The sequence below is a fragment of the Candidatus Albibeggiatoa sp. nov. BB20 genome, from assembly GCA_016744725.1.
In the GTDB taxonomy this organism is placed as follows: Bacteria; Pseudomonadota; Gammaproteobacteria; order Beggiatoales; family Beggiatoaceae; genus Albibeggiatoa.
Window position 1 is genome coordinate 1 of record JADGDW010000097.1, and the last position, 18195, is coordinate 18195.

Sequence of the window (18195 nt, forward strand, 5' to 3'; positions counted from 1 at the left end):
ATATTTTATTCAATCCTGATACAAAAAAACTATGTATAATTGACTTTGGGATTTCTTGCCTACTCCCACGTGAAAATCCAAGTTTAAAAAATCAAAATCAACTCGAAGGCACTTTAGCTTATTTATCTCCAGAACAAACAGGGCGTATGAATCGGACACTGGATTATCGAACCGACTTTTATGCTTTAGGTGTGACTTTTTACGAATTACTCACCCACCGTCTGCCATTTGACACTGAAGATGCGATTGAATTAATCCATAGCCATTTAGCAAAATATCCTGTTGAACCTAAGCAGCTCAATGCCAATATTCCGCAACCCATTTCTGATATTGTGATGAAATTGATGGAAAAAATGGCAGAAAATCGTTATCAAAGTGCTTGGGGTATTAAAACAGATTTAGAATACTGTAAACAAGAACTTGAACACCATAGCGAAATTGACCCAACTTTCAAAATTGCTCAGCAAGATATTTCCTACCGCCTACAATTACCGCAAAAATTATATGGCCGGGAACATGAAATTCAGTCATTACTCACTGCATTTGATAATGCCACCTTTGGTGAAAGTCAAATCATGTTAGTGACGGGTTATGCTGGTGTGGGCAAATCATCTTTAGTTCAAGAATTATACAAACCGATTACCGCAAAACGTGGCTATTTCGTGTCAGGTAAATTTGACCAATTCCAAAGAAATACCCCTTATTCAGCTATTGTGGCCGCTTTTCGTAATTTAATTCAACAACTGCTTACAGAGTCAGAAGATAGTTTAGAAATATGGCGTGATAAATTAGATAGGGCCCTTAGTTTGCAGGCTCAAGTCATTATTGATGTGATTCCAGAATTAAAATTAATTATGGGGCAACAGCCGCCTGTTGAATGTTTGAATGCCAATGAAACCCAAGCTCGTTTTCACCAATTATTCAAATGTTTCATGCAGTTATTTTGTCAACCTGAACATCCTTTAGCGGTTTTTTTAGATGATTTACACTGGGCTGATTCTGCTAGTTTAGACTGGATTAGCATGATTATGCGCGAAAGTGAATATTTATTCCTGATTGGTGCATACCGAGAAAATGCAATCAGTCCAGCACACCCATTAATGCTGTGTATCAATGAGATGGAACAGCATGATACCGTGGTTAAAAATATCAATTTAGAGACCCTTAGTTTACAAAATGTAAATAGTTTTGTGGCTGATTCCCTCAATACCCCATTAGATAAAACCTATCCGTTGGCTGCGTTGGTGATGCAGAAAACCCAAGGTAATCCATTCTTTATGAATGAGTTTTTAAAATCCTTGTACAGTGAAAACTTCCTGGATTTTGACTGGCAGCATTTTGAGTGGCGTTGGGATACTCAAAAAATTGCAGAATGTGAAATTACTGAAAATGTCGTTGCGATTCTAACTAAAAAACTGAAACAGCTACCCAATGAATTACAAGAGATTTTACAACGCGCGGCTTGTATTGGTAATCAATTTCAGCTCAAAACTTTAGCTCTGGTCTGCGAAGCTGAATTTGAACATTTATTACTGCAAATTAACTTAGCAATTCAGGAAGGGGTTTTAATCCAGACCTTACACAGCGACGATGTCAGCTTATCTGAATATGCTTTTGTACATGACCGTGTACAGCAAGCGGTTTATCTAATGATTGAACCCAATTTCAAACAAATTACCCATTGGCAAGTCGGACAATTACTGTTAGAAAATATCAGCCCTGAACAGCGTGAACAATACGTTTTCACCATTGTCGACCAACTCAATATTGGGATTGATCCCAAAGATTATTTTCCAATGTTACCTTTGTTTGAGATGGACATTTTTGCTAGTCAAATCTATTTGGCAGAATTAAATTACAAAGCAGGTAAAAAAGCCAAAGATGCAACGGCTTATGTTTCCGCATTTGATTATTTTTATATTGCGATTCAATTGCTAACCAAAGAGCGTTGGCATTCTCATTATGCGCTTTCTTTAAATATTTATGAGCAAGCCATTGATACCGCTTATTTAAGCAGTCATTTCGATGAAGTTGATGAATTATCACAGGTGGTATTTGAACACGCTCATCATTTATTAGATAAAATTAAAACCTATGAAGTGAAGATTTTAGCGGACGTTGCGCGTGATGAGCCATTAGCTGCAATTAATATTGGTTTAGAGATTTTGGCCTTATTAGGGGAAAAATTCCCAAAACAACCTAAAAGATGGCATCTGCTTAAAAATTATGTCACCACTCGTTGGGTAGTCCGCGATAAAACCATTGAAAGTCTTATCAATCGTCCTCAGATGACTGATAAAAATAAACTGGCAGCGATGCGGATTATGGCAAGAATTACCGTTGCGTCTTATTCTGCCAACCCAGAGTTAATGCCGCTGCTCGCCATGCGTATGATATCATTGTCTGTGCGCTATGGTGTGACTCAAGAAGCACCCATTGCCTATGTAACTTATGGTCAGTTTTTATGCAGTTCAATCCAAAATATTGAAGATGGCTATCGTTTTGGACAATTAGCCTTAGATTTATTAAATAAATATCCGCTTTTTAAAGCCCAAACTTTATTTTCATTTCATACCTTCATTTCTCACAGTAAAAGGCATGTTAAGCAAACTCTTAAACCGCTATTGCAAGCCTATCAAAGTGGTTTAGAAACCGCCGATTTAGAATTTGCTAGCCGTTCAATTTTTATTCATTGTAGCCATTCATTTGCCTTGGGTTTAGAGCTGACTGTATTAGAGCAAGAAATGCGTTCTTATGAAGATGTGGTGAAACAATTAGGCCAAAATATTGTATTACACCGGATTCAAATTTTCCGTCAAATGGTGTTAAACCTCACGGGGCAAAGTGAAAAACTATGTACTTTAGTTGGGCGGGCTTATAACGAAAATGAATCATTACCTCACTTGATTGCAGCCAATGACCGTAGCGCGATTTGCTGGGTTCATTTACATAAAATGGTGTTATGCTATTTATTTCGTGATTTAGCGGGTGCAGTGCAAAATGCGAAACAAGCTGAGATTTATCTTGATGGGCTGGGTGCGATGTTGTACGAGCCTGTGTTTTATTTTTATGATTCTTTGATTAAAGTGGCGATTGCTGAAAGAGCATCTAAATCTAAGAAAATGCAACTGTTATGGCAAGTATGGCAAAACCAGCAAAAGTTGAATAAATGGAAAAAACAAGCCCCAATGAATCATTTGCATAAGTATTATTTAGTGGAGGCAGAGCGTCATCGTTTACTAGGCAATGCGGCCAAAGCCATGACTTATTACAACGAAGCGATTCATTTAGCCCAAGACAATAATTATCCGAATGAAGTAGCATTAGCCAATGAATTGGCAGGTCTATTTTTCCTCGACCAAAGCCAACAGAAAATTGCCCAAGTGTATTTGCGTGAAGCCCATTATATGTATCAAAAATGGGGCGCGGCTGCAAAAGTGCAGGATTTAGAAGCACAATATTTACCCTTAATTCATCAGTCTACAGCACCGCAACACAATAAATCCGATGCAATTACAACCACAACAATCCATGCGACTTTGAATTCTGGTGAAGGTTCAGGCATTAACTTGGATTTAGACAGTGTTTTAAAAGCGTCTCAAGCGATTGCAGGTGAGATTGTATTGGATAGTTTATTAGAAAATTTGATGAAAATCGTGGTTGAAAATGCGGGGGCTGAACGTGGTGTATTGTTGCTCAATCAAGAAGGGCAATTAGTGGTTGAAGCGGAAAATGAAATTCATAAAAACGAAGTTAAAGTATTGCAATCCTTGCCATTGAATCAAGCTAAGTTACCAAAAACATTGATTAATTTTGTGGCGCGGATGAAAGAAAGTGTGGTGTTGCATAATGCGTATGAGGAAGGTCAATATACTCGTGATAGTTATGTAATTCAGCATAAGAGCCAATCGATTTTATGTACGCCTTTACTGCACCAAGGTAAATTAGTCGGTATTTTATATTTAGAAAATCAATTAATGGCGCATACTTTTACTCCACAGCGGTTGGAGTTATTAAATCTATTATCCTCACAAATCACAATTTCAATTGAAAATGCCCATTTATATACTAATATGAGTTTGCTTAATCAAGCTTATGAGCGTTTTGTACCACGTGAGTTCTTGAGCTTATTGGATAAACAAAGTGTGATGGATGTACGCTTAGGCGATCAGGTTGAGAAAGAAATGAGTATTTTGTTTTCAGATATTCGTGACTTTACGACAATTTCTGAGCAAATGCCACCGCAAGAAAACTTTGATTTTATTAATGCCTTTCTTAGTCGGATGGAACCCAATATTTTAGACTTCAATGGTTTTATTGATAAATATATTGGCGATGCGATTATGGCTTTGTTTCCAACCAATGCCGACGACGCACTGCAAGCGGCGATTGATATGTTAATCACTTTGAATGAATATAATAAAACCCGTGGTCGTCCCGGTCGTCCTGTAATTAGAATTGGGATTGGGATTCATACGGGCCAATTGATGTTAGGCACGGTTGGTGGCCGCAGTCGTATGGATGGAACGGTGATTTCTGATGCGGTGAACTTAGCTTCACGAATTGAAGGCCTGACTAAAACCTATGGTACGTCATTGTTGATTACAGAACATACTTATCATAAATTGAGCGATCCATCACAGTATAAAATTCGGATGATTGATCGAGTGCGGGTCAAAGGCAAATCAGAAGCGGTCACAGTTTATGAGGTGTTTGATGCTGATGCGCAGCATATTATTAATTTAAAACAGAATACATTTAAAACATTTGAACTGGGCCTTAAGTTTTATCATGAGCAAGAGTTAACACTGGCGTGTGATTATTTTGAGCAAGTCTTATCTGACAATCATGACGATAATGTTGCAAAAGTGTATATGGAACGCTGCAAATTAGGTTCAGTCGAGAATTAAATATAAAAGCGGTGTGGGTTTGTAAATGGGACAGCATTGTATAGTCGTTTTATTTTAAAGTGATACAAGACTGGCAGTCCTCAATTTTAAAACTGATTGATATTTAAACCAATGTTCCACAGTTAACGAAATTTTTGGATTATTTTCAATATGGTTTCACAGGTTTAGATTTCCCATTCTGCAACTTTCAAAAGAAAAAACTAAAATAAACTTTTTTTTAAATTATATGCGGAATGTCGGTTTAAAGTATAAAAGGACTGCCAGTCCTAACATACAAACTAAAACTGACTATACATGTCTATCAAACAATGATTTCTAAAGAATACAAATCAAAGTTCGTATTCCTTGATATAATCAGATGAGTTAAAAAGCGATACTGAAATAAAGCTGTTGGAGTTCTGTACCCCATAATAAGGTAAGCCAACCTGCTCCTGCGAGAAAAGGGCCAAATGGTATTGGTATATTTTTATCACGTCCTAAAATCAATATCAGCCCAACTCCAATCACTGAACCCACAAGCGAAGAGAGCAAAATAATGGTAGGTAAAGCCTGCCAACCTAACCATGCACCGAGTAAAGCCAATAGCTTAAAATCACCATGCCCCATACCTTCTTTGCCTGTGAAGAGCTTAAATATCCAGTAAAATGACCACAACGATAGATAACCTGCGATTGCGCCAATGATGCTGGCTTCTAAGCTGGTAAAGCCTTGAAAAAATAGATTAAATATAATACCTAACCATAAAAGAGGTAAAATAATTTGATCGGGTAGTAATTGATGGTCAAAATCTATCGCACTGGCGGCTAATAAAGCCCATGTAAAGATCAGCACAAAGATTAAACTGACCCCATAGCCTAACTGCCAGCACACGATTAAACCTAAAAAAGCGGTGAAAAACTCAATGAGAGGGTAACGAAACGAAATGCCTGTTTTACAACTAGAACAGCGACCTGCTAAAAAGAGATAACTTAAAATAGGGATATTTTCCCAAAAACAGATGCGATGTTGACAATGAGGGCAATGTGAACCGGGGGTATTTAAGTTGAATTTCTTGGGTTTATCTTCGCTACAACTGTCATCAGACAAAGATAAATACTCTTGGCATTGCTGCCTCAATTCGTTGAACATCATAACGGGCAGCCGATGAATCACCACATTTAAAAAGCTACCAACGACCAAGCCAACCAAGCCCACGGTAAAATATAGCATCATCGGCTCGTGTTCTAAGGTGAAGAAAAATAAACGAACAGTTGAACCTAGTTCAGCTATAAAATCCATAAAATTATCCTAAATACAGACTCTGAAATCTAAAATGAAAAAAAGACTTAAATAACTTCACCCATTTTAAAGATAGGCATATACATCGCTAATACTAAGCCACCAATAACAACACCTAAGAAAGCCATAATCATTGGTTCCATCATTGCACTAATTTTCTCAACTATGGCATCTACTTCTTCTTCATAATAATCAGCAACTTTAGCGAGCATTTTATCAATCGCACCAGATTCTTCACCAATCTGCACCATTTGTACGACCATATTAGGCCATACATCCCCACAATCCCGCATACTGTCTGCTAACGCGGTTCCTGTTGATATGTCATTTTTCATTTTCATCACCGCATCATAATACACAATATTACCTGTCGCACCAGCAACGGAATCCATGGCCTCAACCATTGGTGTACCTGCTGCAAACATGGTTGACATAGTACGGGCAAAACGTGCAATGGAGGATAAACGGATTAATGCACCAAAGACGGGCAGTTTTAGGGACAATCGCTGCATTGCATCATTGAATTTCTTGGATTTTTTATTAGCTTGTTGAAATGCAGTCTTAAGTGCAAAAACCACAACTAATACATGCAGCCAGTACGCTTTTAATAAATCAGACAAATACACTACAAACGCGGTTAAGGCTGGAAGATCAGCACCAAAACCAGAGAATAAATCAGCGAATACAGGAACAACAAAAATAAGCAAAATCGCACTCACACCAGCAGCAACGATAAGAATCGAAACGGGATAACTCAAAGCACCCTTAATTTTTTTCTTAATTGCTTCTGATTTTTCTTTGTAAGTCGCTACTTTATTAAGCAATGATTCTAAAATACCCGCTTGTTCACCTGCTTCAACAAGATTGCAGAATAAGGTGTCAAATTGATCTGGATATTTACGCAACGCATCTGCTAATGTGCCACCTGCTTCAATATCGGCTTTTAATGCCATAATCAATTTCTGCATTCTTGGGTTTTCATGCCCTTCCCCAACAATATCAAACGATTGCAGTAAGGGTACACCTGATTCCATCATGGTGGTTAGTTGGCGGGCAAATAAGGAAATATCTGAGGGAGTAATAGGTTTTCCACCACCGCCACCAAATAGGGCTTTAGGCTTTTTCTTTACCTTAATACCTAGAATTCCTTCACGGCGTAACATTGCTTTGACAATAGTTTCACTTTTGGCAGCACGCTCGCCTTTTACTTTTTTGCCTGTTTTATCTTTGCCTTCCCAGACAAACATGACGGAAGTATCTTTTTTGTCAGCCATGTTTTATTCCTTAGTGACAACACGGTTAATTTCTTCAAGTGAGGTGACACCCTCAATTGCTTTCTTTAAGCCTGATTTACGTAAATCAGGAATGCCCTCTTTTTCAGCCTGATCGGCTAAATCTACCGCATTTTTGCCTTCCATAATCAAGCGTTTCATTGCTTCTGAAATAGGCATTACTTGATAGATACCAACCCGCCCTTTATAGCCAAGCCCATTACATTTTTCACAACCACCGGGGCGTATTGCATAAAGTTTAAAATCAGGGTCTTTTAATTGTGCTTCGGTAAAGCCCTCACCTTTGAGTGTTGCCTCAGGAATTTTTTGTTCTTCTTTACAATGTGGGCATAATCGCCGCGCTAAACGTTGTGCCATAATCAAGTTGACTGAAGAGGCAATCGCAAATGCAGGCAAGCCCATATCAATCATACGAGTCAGGGTTTGGGGCGCATCATTGGTATGCAGTGTTGACATTACCATGTGACCCGTACTTGCCGCTTTAATCGCAATACCACCTGTATCATAGTCACGAATCTCACCCACAAGAATAATGTCAGGGTCTTGCCGTAAGAACGCTTTCAGGGCCTTAGCAAAGTTCATCCCAGTTTTTTCATCTACTTGTACCTGATTCACACCCGGTAAGTTAATTTCCACAGGGTCTTCTGCGGTTGAGATGTTAACCGACTCTTTGTTTAAAATATTAATCCCTGTATACAGCGATACTGTTTTACCACTACCCGTAGGCCCTGTAACCAACACCATACCATAAGGTTTAGCTAAAGCTTCTAAATATAAGCGTTTTTGCTCATCTTCATAACCTAATTTATCAATATCTAAGTTGGCAGCAGATGAGTCCAAAATCCGCATCACCACTTTTTCGCCCCATAATACGGGCATGGTGCTGACACGGAAATCGATAGATTTATTTGCTGAGAGCTTTAATTTAATCCGACCATCTTGTGGCACGCGGCGTTCAGATACATCTAAACGTGACATGACTTTAATCCGCGCCGAAATTTTGCGCTGCAAACTAATCGGTGGGTTTGCTACAATTCGTAAAATACCATCCACCCGAAAACGGACGCGGAAAAATTTTTCATAGGGTTCAAAATGTAAATCTGACGCACCCATTTTAATCGCATCAAGCAACATTTTATTCACAAATTTAACAATCGGCGCGTCTTCAACCGCCTCTTTATCATCTTCCTCTTTCTTATCGTCTTGCTCATCCTCTAACTCAATATCGTTCAGACCATCTTCTAAGTCCTTCATCGTATCATCAAATAATTCTAGTGACCGTTCAATGACTTTTGTTAATTTATCATCTTCTACAATCACCGCTTCGGTATTCATTTTAGTGTGAAACCGAATATCATCTAATGCCGCTAAATTCGTCGGATCAGACATTGCCACAAACATACGATTGCCACGCTTAAAAATAGGTAATGCAGAATATTGTTTGAGCAATCTTTCATCAATACTCTTAATCATGTCTGGATTGAGTTCTATGCTATCTATGTCGACTAGAGGTGCGCCAAATTCCTCGGCTGCAGCACGAGCGACATCCCGGCTTGGGGCTAAGTTGTTTTTCACAACATAGGATACAAAGGGCGTGCGTTCAGCTAAAGCTTTTTCAAATGCAGCTTCAGCATCTTCTTCACTTAGTAATTTTTCATTGACTAATTTACGCGCCAATCCGGTTAAAATAATTTTTGATTTGGAAACTGCCATACGCGCTCTACCCGAATGCTTTAAACCAATTAGGCCTAACTATAGTATATTTTTAAGTGAAACTGCACATTGATTTGGTTCATCTCTGCATTATTATAACTAGTATGCAAGATTCATTACCGTTTATTTATTGTGTTTTCTAGCTGTTACAGCCTGTCTGTTATGATTTATACAACAACTGTAACTTCAATTACATCAAGCTTGGTTAAGAAAATTTTTTAACAAATCATGTCCATGCTGAGTAAGGATTGATTCAGGATGAAATTGTACACCTTGTATTGAGAAATGTTTATGACGCATACCCATAATTTCATCCCGTTGCCCATTCTCAGTTTGTGTCCATGCCGTCACTTCCAAATCTGAGGATAAACTGTCACTCGCCACCACAAGCGAATGATAGCGGGTTGCGATAAATGGATTATCTAAACCTTTAAAAATACCTTGATTATTATGATAAATCGGAGAGGTTTTACCGTGCATAATTTGGTTTGCATGAATAATTTTTCCATAGAATGCTTGAGCGATACTTTGATGGCCTAAACATACTCCTAAAATCGGTATTTTACCCGCAAACTGCTGAATCGTTGCGATAGAAATGCCTGCTTGTGAAGGTGTACACGGACCAGGTGATACAACAATGTAGTCAGGTGCAAGTTCGCTAATGGCTTCAACACTGATTTGGTCGTTGCGAACCACTTTAACTTCAGCTTTTAGCTCACCCAAATATTGGACTAAGTTGTATGTAAAAGAGTCATAATTGTCTATCATTAATAACATATTGCTGTCCTTAGCTTCAAACAGGTATATATTTTATTGCCTGAATTTTGTGTAGGTTATTATTTTAGCCTAAGCATTCTTAATAGATTAGTCGCCAGCAAGAAAAATATAATAATATCATCGCAATTCATATATTCATGCTCACTATTATATCAATACCGTCGTGATTAAGGTGTAATTTCGGAATAATCAGTCTGTCTAAACGGTGTAGATTGAGAAATAAAATGATTATCTAGTGATTCAATCCCAAGAACTTGATAGTGTTTCATGCTGCAAATGCTGTTTTCAACAAAAATTAGGTTGGAAGCAATAGGAGTAATATACGTGTGATAGGTTATGACAATACTCATGCAATAAAGCCTAAAAGCAAGAAATATGCAGCAAAACGGACTGTTTGGGATCATAAACACCTTCAAAAGACAGTTGAGGCTTATGAATTTGAGTCTGCTGGGCAGTTGCTTGAAGATTTCTGGGAAAGTGTTAATCAATTTATAGAGGAAAAATAATGAATAGCGAAGTCATGAAAATAGGTATTTTATCAAAACAAGATTATATGAATAGAACAATTGCCATAGCAAAAGGTGAATATAAGCCTAAGCAAGATGAGCCTAAAGTATGGTTTGAATCAATAGAAGCCGTTGTAAAGGTATTAAATCAAGAAAATCGAATACTTTTAAAGTTAATAGATAAGCACAACCCTCATTTTATTGCTGAGTTAGAAAAAATCAGCCATCGCAGCAAATCAACTTTATCAAAAGCTTTAAAATTACTCGAACGGCGTGGCATTGTTCAGCTTTGCAGAGAAAAAGGAAAAATTATACCTAAGGTACAAGCAACGCATTTTAAGGTCGAATTAACGTTTTGACGAACCTGCCAAAATAGAATTTTAAAGGGGCATGGGCGCATTTTATCGACTGACCAGCGTGATTTTGGTGTGTATCGTTGGGAGCAAACTTATCCATTTGTTAATTTGATGTTTCCTTAAGTTCATCAAAAAATTAAACACGGAATATTATGAAAATTTATATGGATGCTTGTTGTTTCAATCGCCCTTTTGATGAGCAAAGCAATTTAAGAGTAAAAATAGAAGCAGAGGCAATTAAAACAATATTAACAATTTGTGAAGAAGGTTCATGGCAATTGATAAGCAGTCAAGCACTTGAGTTTGAAATAGGTAATACAACTGATGAAATTAAAAAAATGCAAATGTTATTTATGTTAGACAATGCAGTGTCTATAATTCAGTTAGTACCCAGCATTATTGATAGAGCAAAATATTTTGAAACTAAAGGGATTACTGCTTTTGATGCGATGCACTTAGCCTGTGCTGAAACACAAGCAGATATTTTTTTGACCGTTGATGATAAGTTTTTAAGAAAAGCACAGAAATTAAGTTCTTTAGCAGTTAACAATCCTTTGAACTGGTTAAGTGAGGTGTTGTAATGGATACAAATCAAAAAGCAGATTATGAAATTAGACAGTTAGGTTTTCAGGCTTTAAATAAAGAATTAGGTCATGTTGGTGCATTGCGTTTTATGCAGCAGTTTAGCCGTGGAGAGGGAAATTATGTTGAAGACCGTCACCAATGGCAGCAGCATTATTCTGTAGATAGTTTAGCCCAAGCAATTATGCAGTCTGAAACAAAAAACTAAACTGACTAAAATAGGGAGACATCTACTAACTAGCGCAATTTCGGTGTGTATCGTTGGAAGTAAACTTATCCATTTGTTAATTTGATGTTTCCTTAATATAGAGGTTTTAATGATATGGATTATTTGGTGAGCTTTCTACAAGTGGCATTATCGAATGAGCTTGCTGTAGTAATGCTAGTCGCTATTGGAACAGCAGTTTCTATACTTAGATTCTCTTTAAAATACCTTGAAAATAAAAATGAAGAGGCAACAGATAAATATTCTAATGTCATAGATGATCTAAATATAGCTAAAGGTAATGATACTAATCAAACTAATACTGCTGCCAAAGATCACAAAACTCAAATTTTAAATATTCTACAAATGACAGATGGTAAATATATAGAGGTATTGATACATGTTCAAAATTTAAAAGGTAGACTTAATATTCAACTGGCTAATTTATCTAGTAATAGAAATCTAAATTTATTAATTGGACTTACTGCAACGATAATCGCAATTATGCTATTAGTTGTATTTGTTTTTATTGAGACAAAACCAACAGACTTAAAAATGCTAGCTTTTCATTATGGAACAAGATTTTCTATAGTTATCTTTGTTGAAATTTTCGCATTATTCTTTTTACGCCTTTACAAAACAAACCTCTTTGAAATTAAATACTTTCAAAATGAACTTACCAATATTGATTGTAAAATCATTGCATTAAAAACAGCCATATACCTTGATGATAAAACAGCAATCAGAGCAATATTAAAAGAACTATCCAATACAGAACGAAATCATTTACTTAAAAAAGGTGAAACAACTGTTGAGCTGGAAAGAGTCAAAATTGAAAAAAATGAATCTAAACAGCTTTTAGAAAATTTAATGAAATTACTTCAAGAAAAGAAGAATAAGTAATTTAAGTTATATCTTTAAAGATTCACTACTTTTCCTTTTTTTATTAATCTAACTCCTTGTCACACTCCTCAATTGGCGTATTCATCCCTTCAACAATAGAATCTTTCATCTTTGGAATAGATGATAAATATTGGGTTTCTTCAAATCCGCTTTTATCATTTCCCTGTTTAGCATATTTAAACAAAATAAAATCCACATAATCCTCTATTTCAGTCAATAATTCAGGTGGCAACTGATTAATTTTGTCATGTATAGATAAAACATTCATCAGATTTCTCCTTGTATTTTGAAATATTATGATAAATCTAATTATATCCAAACACTACAAAAAAACACCATAAACCCCTCCTTTTATAAACCATAAGTAAAATTTATGGACACGTAGAATTATTCAAATTGTGTTTTATGCTTAACCCTTGTTAAATGTGACAAAGCCGTGACAATTTTAGGTTTTGCGAGACTTTCCTAACCTAAGTTAAATAATTAACGCTTTTTCTTATCATATCACTCAATAACAAGAGGTTGCATCTTATGGCAAAAACCAGTCAAGCCGCAAAACCTCTACCGAAATTTGAAGACCACAGTAAACAAGAAACCAAGTACACCACGTGCTACATGTGTGCTTGTCGTTGTGGCATCAAAGTGACGATAGAGGACAATAAAGTTCGTTTTATCCAAGGCAATCGTGACCATCCTGTCAACCATGGTGTGCTGTGTGCCAAGGGTAATGCGGGGATTATGAAACAACAATCTCCAGCAAAATTGCGTAAACCTTTATTAAGAAAGCAAAATGCTGAACGTGGTCAAGCCGAATTTGAAGAAATCTCTTGGGATAAAGCCTTAGATATTTTAACCGAGCGTTTACAAAAAATTCGTGAAACTGACCCGAAAAAACTCGCCTACTTCACGGGTCGTGACCAAATGCAAGCCCTCACAGGATTATGGTCAAGCCAATTCGGTACGATTAACTGGGCGGCACACGGTGGATTCTGTTCCGTCAACATGGCAGCGGGTGGTTTATACACCATGGGTCATGCGTTCTGGGAATTCGGCGACCCCGATTGGGATAGAACCAAATACTTTATGATGTGGGGTGTGGCAGAAGATCATGCTTCCAATCCTATCAAAATCGGTATCGAAAAATTAAAACGTAACGGCGGTAAATTCGTTGCGATTAATCCTGTACGTACTGGCTATCAAGCGGTAGCGGATGAATGGGTCGGAATTCGCCCCGGAACTGATGCGATGCTTGCCTTGTCGATGATTCATGTCTTATTGCAAAACGAACAATTTGATTGGGAATTCTTAATCCGTTACACCAACGCGCCATATTTAGTGGTCAACACACCGGGGCAAAAAGGTGATGGTCTGATTTTACGCAATGAAGACGGACAAGCATTAGCGTGGGATTTGGATAAAGAAGATTTTGTTGATGCAACTCAAATCGACATTAAACCTGCATTATTCTGGGAAGGCAAAACCGCTGAAGGTACGCCTGTTCGCACTTCAATGAGTATTTTAGCCGAGAAATATTTAGACAGCGAATATTCACCTGCAAATGCAGAAAAAGTCTGTGGTGTGCCTGCGGAACAAATCGAGCGTTTAGCGTTAGAAATGGCACATATTGCCTTTAAAGAAACCATTACCGTCGACGTAGAATGGACAGATTGGGCAGGTCGTAAACATGATAAATTCATCGGTCGCCCTGTTTCTATGCACGCGATGCGCGGAATTTCAGCTCACTCCAACGGTTTCCAAACTTGTCGCGCCTTACATTTCTTACAAATTTTATTAGGCACAATTGATGTTCCGGGCGGTCATTTAGCCAAAGCCCCATATCCAAAACACATTCCACCGGGGATTAAACCAGCCAAAGACTGTGCGCCAAACACGCCGTTAAGTTCTCCGCCATTGGGTTTCCCAACTTGCCCAGAAGATTTAGTCATTGATGAAGACGGTAATCCTAAACGGATTGATAAAGCCTATTCATGGGATGCACCGATGTCCAGTCATGGCATGATGCACATGGTCATCACTAATGCGTGGAAAGGCGACCCGTACCGAATTGACACTTTAATGATGTTTATGGCGAATATGTCGTGGAACTCGACTATGAATACGTCTGAAATCATGAAAATGTTGGCGGATAAAGATGAAGACGGTGAGCATAAAATCCCATTTATCGTCATTTCTGATGCGTTCCATTCTGAAATTGTTAACTACGCGGATTTGGTATTGCCTGATACAACTTATTTAGAACGTTTCGACACGGTTTCGATGCTTGATCGTCCGATTTCTGAACCTCATGCGGCGTGTGATTCGATTCGTCATGCGGTATTGACTCCTGATCGTGATGTGCGTCCATGGCAAGAAGTGCAAGTTGATTTAGCAACCCGTTTGAAATTCCCCGCATTTACCAATGAAGACGGTACGCCGAAATTCAAAGATTACAAAGACTTCATCATTAATTATGAAAAAGCCCCCGGTATTGGTTTCTTAGCAGGTTGGCGCGGCAAAGATGGTAAAAGCCATTTACGTGGTGAACCGAATCCAAATCAATGGGAAGCCTATATTGAAAATGGTGCGTTCTTTAAATATGAGTTGCCAGAACACATGCGGTTCTATCGTTTTGCCAATAAAGATTATTTAGAAATGTCGAAAGAAGTGGGCTGGAATGGTTCGGCTGACCAAATCGTGATTGAGTTGTATTCTGAAACTTTGCAGCGTTTTCGTTTAGCGGGTCAAGGTTTATACGATGGTCCAATGCCAACTAAAGAAGAGCATAAACAACGCTTAATAACTTATTTCGACCCATTGCCATTCCATTACACACCATTGGAAGAGCAGCGGATTGATACTGAAGAATACCCATTCCATGCGGTGAATCAACGCCCAATGTATATGTATCACTCTTGGGATTCGCAAAATGCGTGGTTACGCCAAATTACCGCGCAAAACTATTTATTCATGAATCGTCAAAAAGGCGAGGAAATGGGTATTGAGGATAAATCATGGGTTTGGGTTGAATCTCATAATGGCAAAATCCGTGTACAAATAAAATTGATGGAAGGGGTTGAGCCTAATACGGTTTGGACGTGGAATGCGATTGGTAAACAGTCGGGCGCGTGGGGTTTGAAACCTGATGCGGATGAGTCACAAAAAGGCTTCTTGATGAATCATTTGATTTCTGAATTGTTGCCACCCAAACAAGGTGAAATGGAGATTACCAACTCTGATCCAATTACGGGACAAGCGGCTTGGTATGACTTGAAAGTGAAAATTTACCCAGCGCATGAAGGTGATGAAGGTAGCGATCCACAATTTGCAACCATTAAACCGATTCCAAATGCGACAACACCTGACCATGTTAAACAGCATAAAGGTCAAGACGTAGGTCGTTATCAAACCCATGAGGCGGTGAATTTAAAACGTCCTTTAGGGGATATTTTGACACGGGGTAAGAAGTAGCATCTGAAGGTGTTTTCAAAATAACTCGTTACTGCGCTCCGCGTCGTGAGTTTAAAACGCAGAGCGTTTAAGCTGTATTCCAACGGAGACCGTTGGAACAAGTTAACAAGTTAACAAGTTAACTCGTTACTGCGCTCCGCGTGGTAATGCAGTTTAGACGCTCTGCGTCGCGAGTTTAAAACGCAGAGCGTTTAAGCTGTATTCCAACGGAGACCGTTGGAACAAGTTGCAATATAACGTTATATTTGAAAACTCTTGGAAAGCATAACAATTTAGATGTATCGCGTTGACAAAATCCGCCTACATCAAAGCCATTTCTGAGGTCAACACAAATGAAATTAGGTTTAGTGATAGATTTAGACGTTTGCGTCGGGTGTCATGCCTGCGCCGTCGCTTGTAAACAATGGAATACATCGGGTACGACGGGTGCGTTATCCGACTATGAGCCTTATGGCAAAGAACCCAGTGGTGTGTGGTTTAATCGGGTACGCAACTTTGAAGTCGGCGATTATCCCAACAATAAAACCATCAACTTCCCCATGTCATGTATGCACTGTGAAGATGCCGCGTGTGTCACGGTTTGCCCAACAGGCGCATCATACAAACGTGAAGAAGATGGCGTGGTTTTAGTCGACCAAGATAAATGTATGGGTTGTAATTATTGTTCATGGGCTTGTCCTTACGGTGCGCGTGAATTAGATAAAGTCAGCGGCACAATGAAAAAATGTACATTATGTATTGACCGCATTTATGACCAAGAACTTGAACCGATTGACCGTCAACCCTCTTGCGTCATTACTTGTCCATCTCATGCGCGTCACTTTGGTGATTTTGAAGACCCGAATTCAAACGTGAGTACATTAGTGCGGGAGCGTGGTGGTCGTACCTTAATGCCTGAATTAGGCTACAACCCAACCAATAAATATTTACCTCCTCGTGTTGCACGCCCTGTTCCGACTGATGATGTCAAAATAGACTTGGTATCTAAAGTTAAGAATTGGGTCAACAAAGCGATTAGCAAATAAGGAGCGTACTCATGCACCCCGCATTTTCAGTTATCTTTTTTACCGTCACATCAGGTTTAGGCTACGGCTTAATGACCTTGGCAATCATTGCGCAATTGACAGGTTTTGGCGGCATCAGTGAGCAAAGCGTGTTAATTGCTGGCATTGCCTCATTGATTTTTATCACTTTAGGTTTGTTAGCTTCAACATTGCATTTAGCCAATCCTAAAAATGCCATCCGCGCATTCAGCCGTTTTCGCACTTCATGGTTATCGCGTGAAGGTGTGTTTGCAGTATTGTTCTATCCGTTTGCATTGATGTTTTTATTCTGTATTTGGAAGATCAGCTCAGGCGAACATGAAATGGGTATCGGTGGTATGGTTGCTGGTGTGATTGCCGCAACTTTAGCGATGGTGACAATTTTTTCAACAGGAATGATTTACGCTTGTTTGAAAACCATTCGTCAATGGAATACTGCTTTAACGCCCGCCAATTACATGACTTTGGGCTTAATGTTAGGCGCGTTATTTTTAGCATCATTACAAGCCACGGCTCAAACTTTAAACCTTGCAATGGCATTGATCGTATTTGCTGGCGTGATGAAGTTGATGTATTACGCTTGGATTAATGAACCAACAGGCCCAAGTATTAACAGTGCCACAGGTTTTACCAATGGCAAAGTACGGATTTTAGAACCGGGACATACTGCTGATACATTCTTGACTCATGAATTTGGGCATATTGTGTTAGCTTACAAATCAAATTTTTTGCGTATGTTGGTCTTTGTTTTAGGCTTTATCGTTCCATTCATCTTAGTGATGATGGGCAAAGAAAACGTGATGTTGATTTATGCCGCAATGATTAGCGCGTATGTGGGCATTTTGATAGAACGTTGGTTGTTCTTCGCTGAAGCCCGCCACGTTGTGAATTTATACCACGGTGCGCAACGTACTTAATTTGTTAGTTTTTAGAGGCAGACAGGGAAGTTTGTCTCTTTAACTATATTGTTCCTGCTTCATCCTTATCTTTTTAAATATTTCCCAACCTTAAATTTAGCTAACTGTCTTAAGATTATTTTAGAATTAAAATAATTTTACAAAGCTACTAAACAACCACCCGCTAAAGACGGGTGGGTTAGAGGCTTGGCGGCTGAAAGCCGGGATACAGGGCGACCAAGCCCTGTTGTCATTAAAGAATTAGT

At 38.4% G+C, this 18195-nt stretch carries 14 protein-coding genes; 9 read left to right on the forward strand and 5 right to left on the reverse strand.

Annotated features, from left to right (window positions below; genetic code table 11):
* On the forward strand, window positions 1-4910 hold a 4910-nt coding region (locus tag ABXH34_RS11585; protein WP_353572045.1), incomplete at its 5' end, for an AAA family ATPase.
* A 363-nt stretch (window positions 4911-5273) separates the two neighbouring features.
* On the opposite strand, the gene ABXH34_RS11590 is transcribed toward ABXH34_RS11585, so the two are convergent.
* The 4 genes from ABXH34_RS11590 to ABXH34_RS11605 all read right to left on the reverse strand — a co-directional run bounded on the left by ABXH34_RS11590 (window position 5274) and on the right by ABXH34_RS11605 (window position 9970).
* On the reverse strand, window positions 5274-6188 hold the full coding sequence (locus ABXH34_RS11590; protein WP_353572046.1) for a prepilin peptidase: 915 nt from the start codon (window positions 6186-6188) through the stop codon (window positions 5274-5276).
* Between the two features lie 47 nt (window positions 6189-6235).
* Window positions 6236-7462, reverse strand: a complete 1227-nt coding sequence (locus ABXH34_RS11595) for a type II secretion system F family protein (protein WP_353572047.1) — start codon at window positions 7460-7462, stop codon at window positions 6236-6238.
* A 3-nt stretch (window positions 7463-7465) separates the two neighbouring features.
* Entirely contained in the window at window positions 7466-9193 is a 1728-nt protein-coding gene (gene pilB / locus ABXH34_RS11600) for a type IV-A pilus assembly ATPase PilB (RefSeq protein ID WP_353572048.1), read from the reverse strand.
* A gap of 195 nt (window positions 9194-9388) precedes the next feature.
* On the reverse strand, window positions 9389-9970 hold the full coding sequence (locus tag ABXH34_RS11605) for an anthranilate synthase component II (RefSeq protein WP_353572049.1): 582 nt from the start codon (window positions 9968-9970) through the stop codon (window positions 9389-9391).
* A 326-nt stretch (window positions 9971-10296) separates the two neighbouring features.
* Between ABXH34_RS11605 and ABXH34_RS11610 the strand changes: the two genes are divergently transcribed.
* The 5 genes from ABXH34_RS11610 to ABXH34_RS11630 all read left to right on the forward strand — a co-directional run bounded on the left by ABXH34_RS11610 (window position 10297) and on the right by ABXH34_RS11630 (window position 12522).
* Window positions 10297-10476 (forward strand): toxin-antitoxin system TumE family protein, encoded by a 180-nt coding sequence (locus tag ABXH34_RS11610; RefSeq protein WP_353572050.1) that lies wholly within the window; start codon window positions 10297-10299, stop codon window positions 10474-10476.
* Window positions 10476-10835: an HVO_A0114 family putative DNA-binding protein gene (locus ABXH34_RS11615; protein ID WP_353572051.1), complete on the forward strand. Its 360-nt coding sequence runs from the start codon at window positions 10476-10478 to the stop codon at window positions 10833-10835. The genes ABXH34_RS11610 and ABXH34_RS11615 overlap by 1 nt, the downstream gene beginning before the upstream one ends.
* A gap of 149 nt (window positions 10836-10984) precedes the next feature.
* Window positions 10985-11413 (forward strand): PIN domain-containing protein, encoded by a 429-nt coding sequence (locus tag ABXH34_RS11620; RefSeq protein ID WP_353572052.1) that lies wholly within the window; start codon window positions 10985-10987, stop codon window positions 11411-11413.
* A complete protein-coding gene (locus tag ABXH34_RS11625) occupies window positions 11413-11622 on the forward strand; it encodes a hypothetical protein (RefSeq protein WP_353572053.1) in 210 nt (69 codons plus the stop codon). Before ABXH34_RS11620 ends, ABXH34_RS11625 begins: the two co-directional genes overlap by 1 nt.
* Window positions 11623-11736: 114 nt before the next feature.
* Window positions 11737-12522, forward strand: coding sequence for a hypothetical protein (locus ABXH34_RS11630; protein ID WP_353572054.1), 786 nt, complete (start codon window positions 11737-11739; stop codon window positions 12520-12522).
* 43 nt (window positions 12523-12565) lie between these two features.
* Here the strand turns inward: ABXH34_RS11630 and ABXH34_RS11635 are convergent, their stop codons facing one another.
* A complete protein-coding gene (locus tag ABXH34_RS11635; protein ID WP_353572055.1) occupies window positions 12566-12790 on the reverse strand; it encodes a DUF2281 domain-containing protein in 225 nt (74 codons plus the stop codon).
* A 263-nt stretch (window positions 12791-13053) separates the two neighbouring features.
* On the opposite strand from ABXH34_RS11635, the gene ABXH34_RS11640 reads away from it, so the two are divergent.
* The 3 genes from ABXH34_RS11640 (at window position 13054) to ABXH34_RS11650 (ending at window position 17950) form a co-directional block, all read left to right on the forward strand.
* Window positions 13054-15990, forward strand: coding sequence for a molybdopterin oxidoreductase family protein (locus tag ABXH34_RS11640; RefSeq protein WP_353572056.1), 2937 nt, complete (start codon window positions 13054-13056; stop codon window positions 15988-15990).
* A 332-nt stretch (window positions 15991-16322) separates the two neighbouring features.
* Window positions 16323-17015, forward strand: a complete 693-nt coding sequence (locus ABXH34_RS11645; RefSeq protein ID WP_353572057.1) for a 4Fe-4S dicluster domain-containing protein — start codon at window positions 16323-16325, stop codon at window positions 17013-17015.
* An 11-nt stretch (window positions 17016-17026) separates the two neighbouring features.
* Entirely contained in the window at window positions 17027-17950 is a 924-nt protein-coding gene (locus tag ABXH34_RS11650; RefSeq protein ID WP_353572058.1) for a dimethyl sulfoxide reductase anchor subunit family protein, read from the forward strand.
* Window positions 17951-18195: the final 245 nt, after the last annotated feature.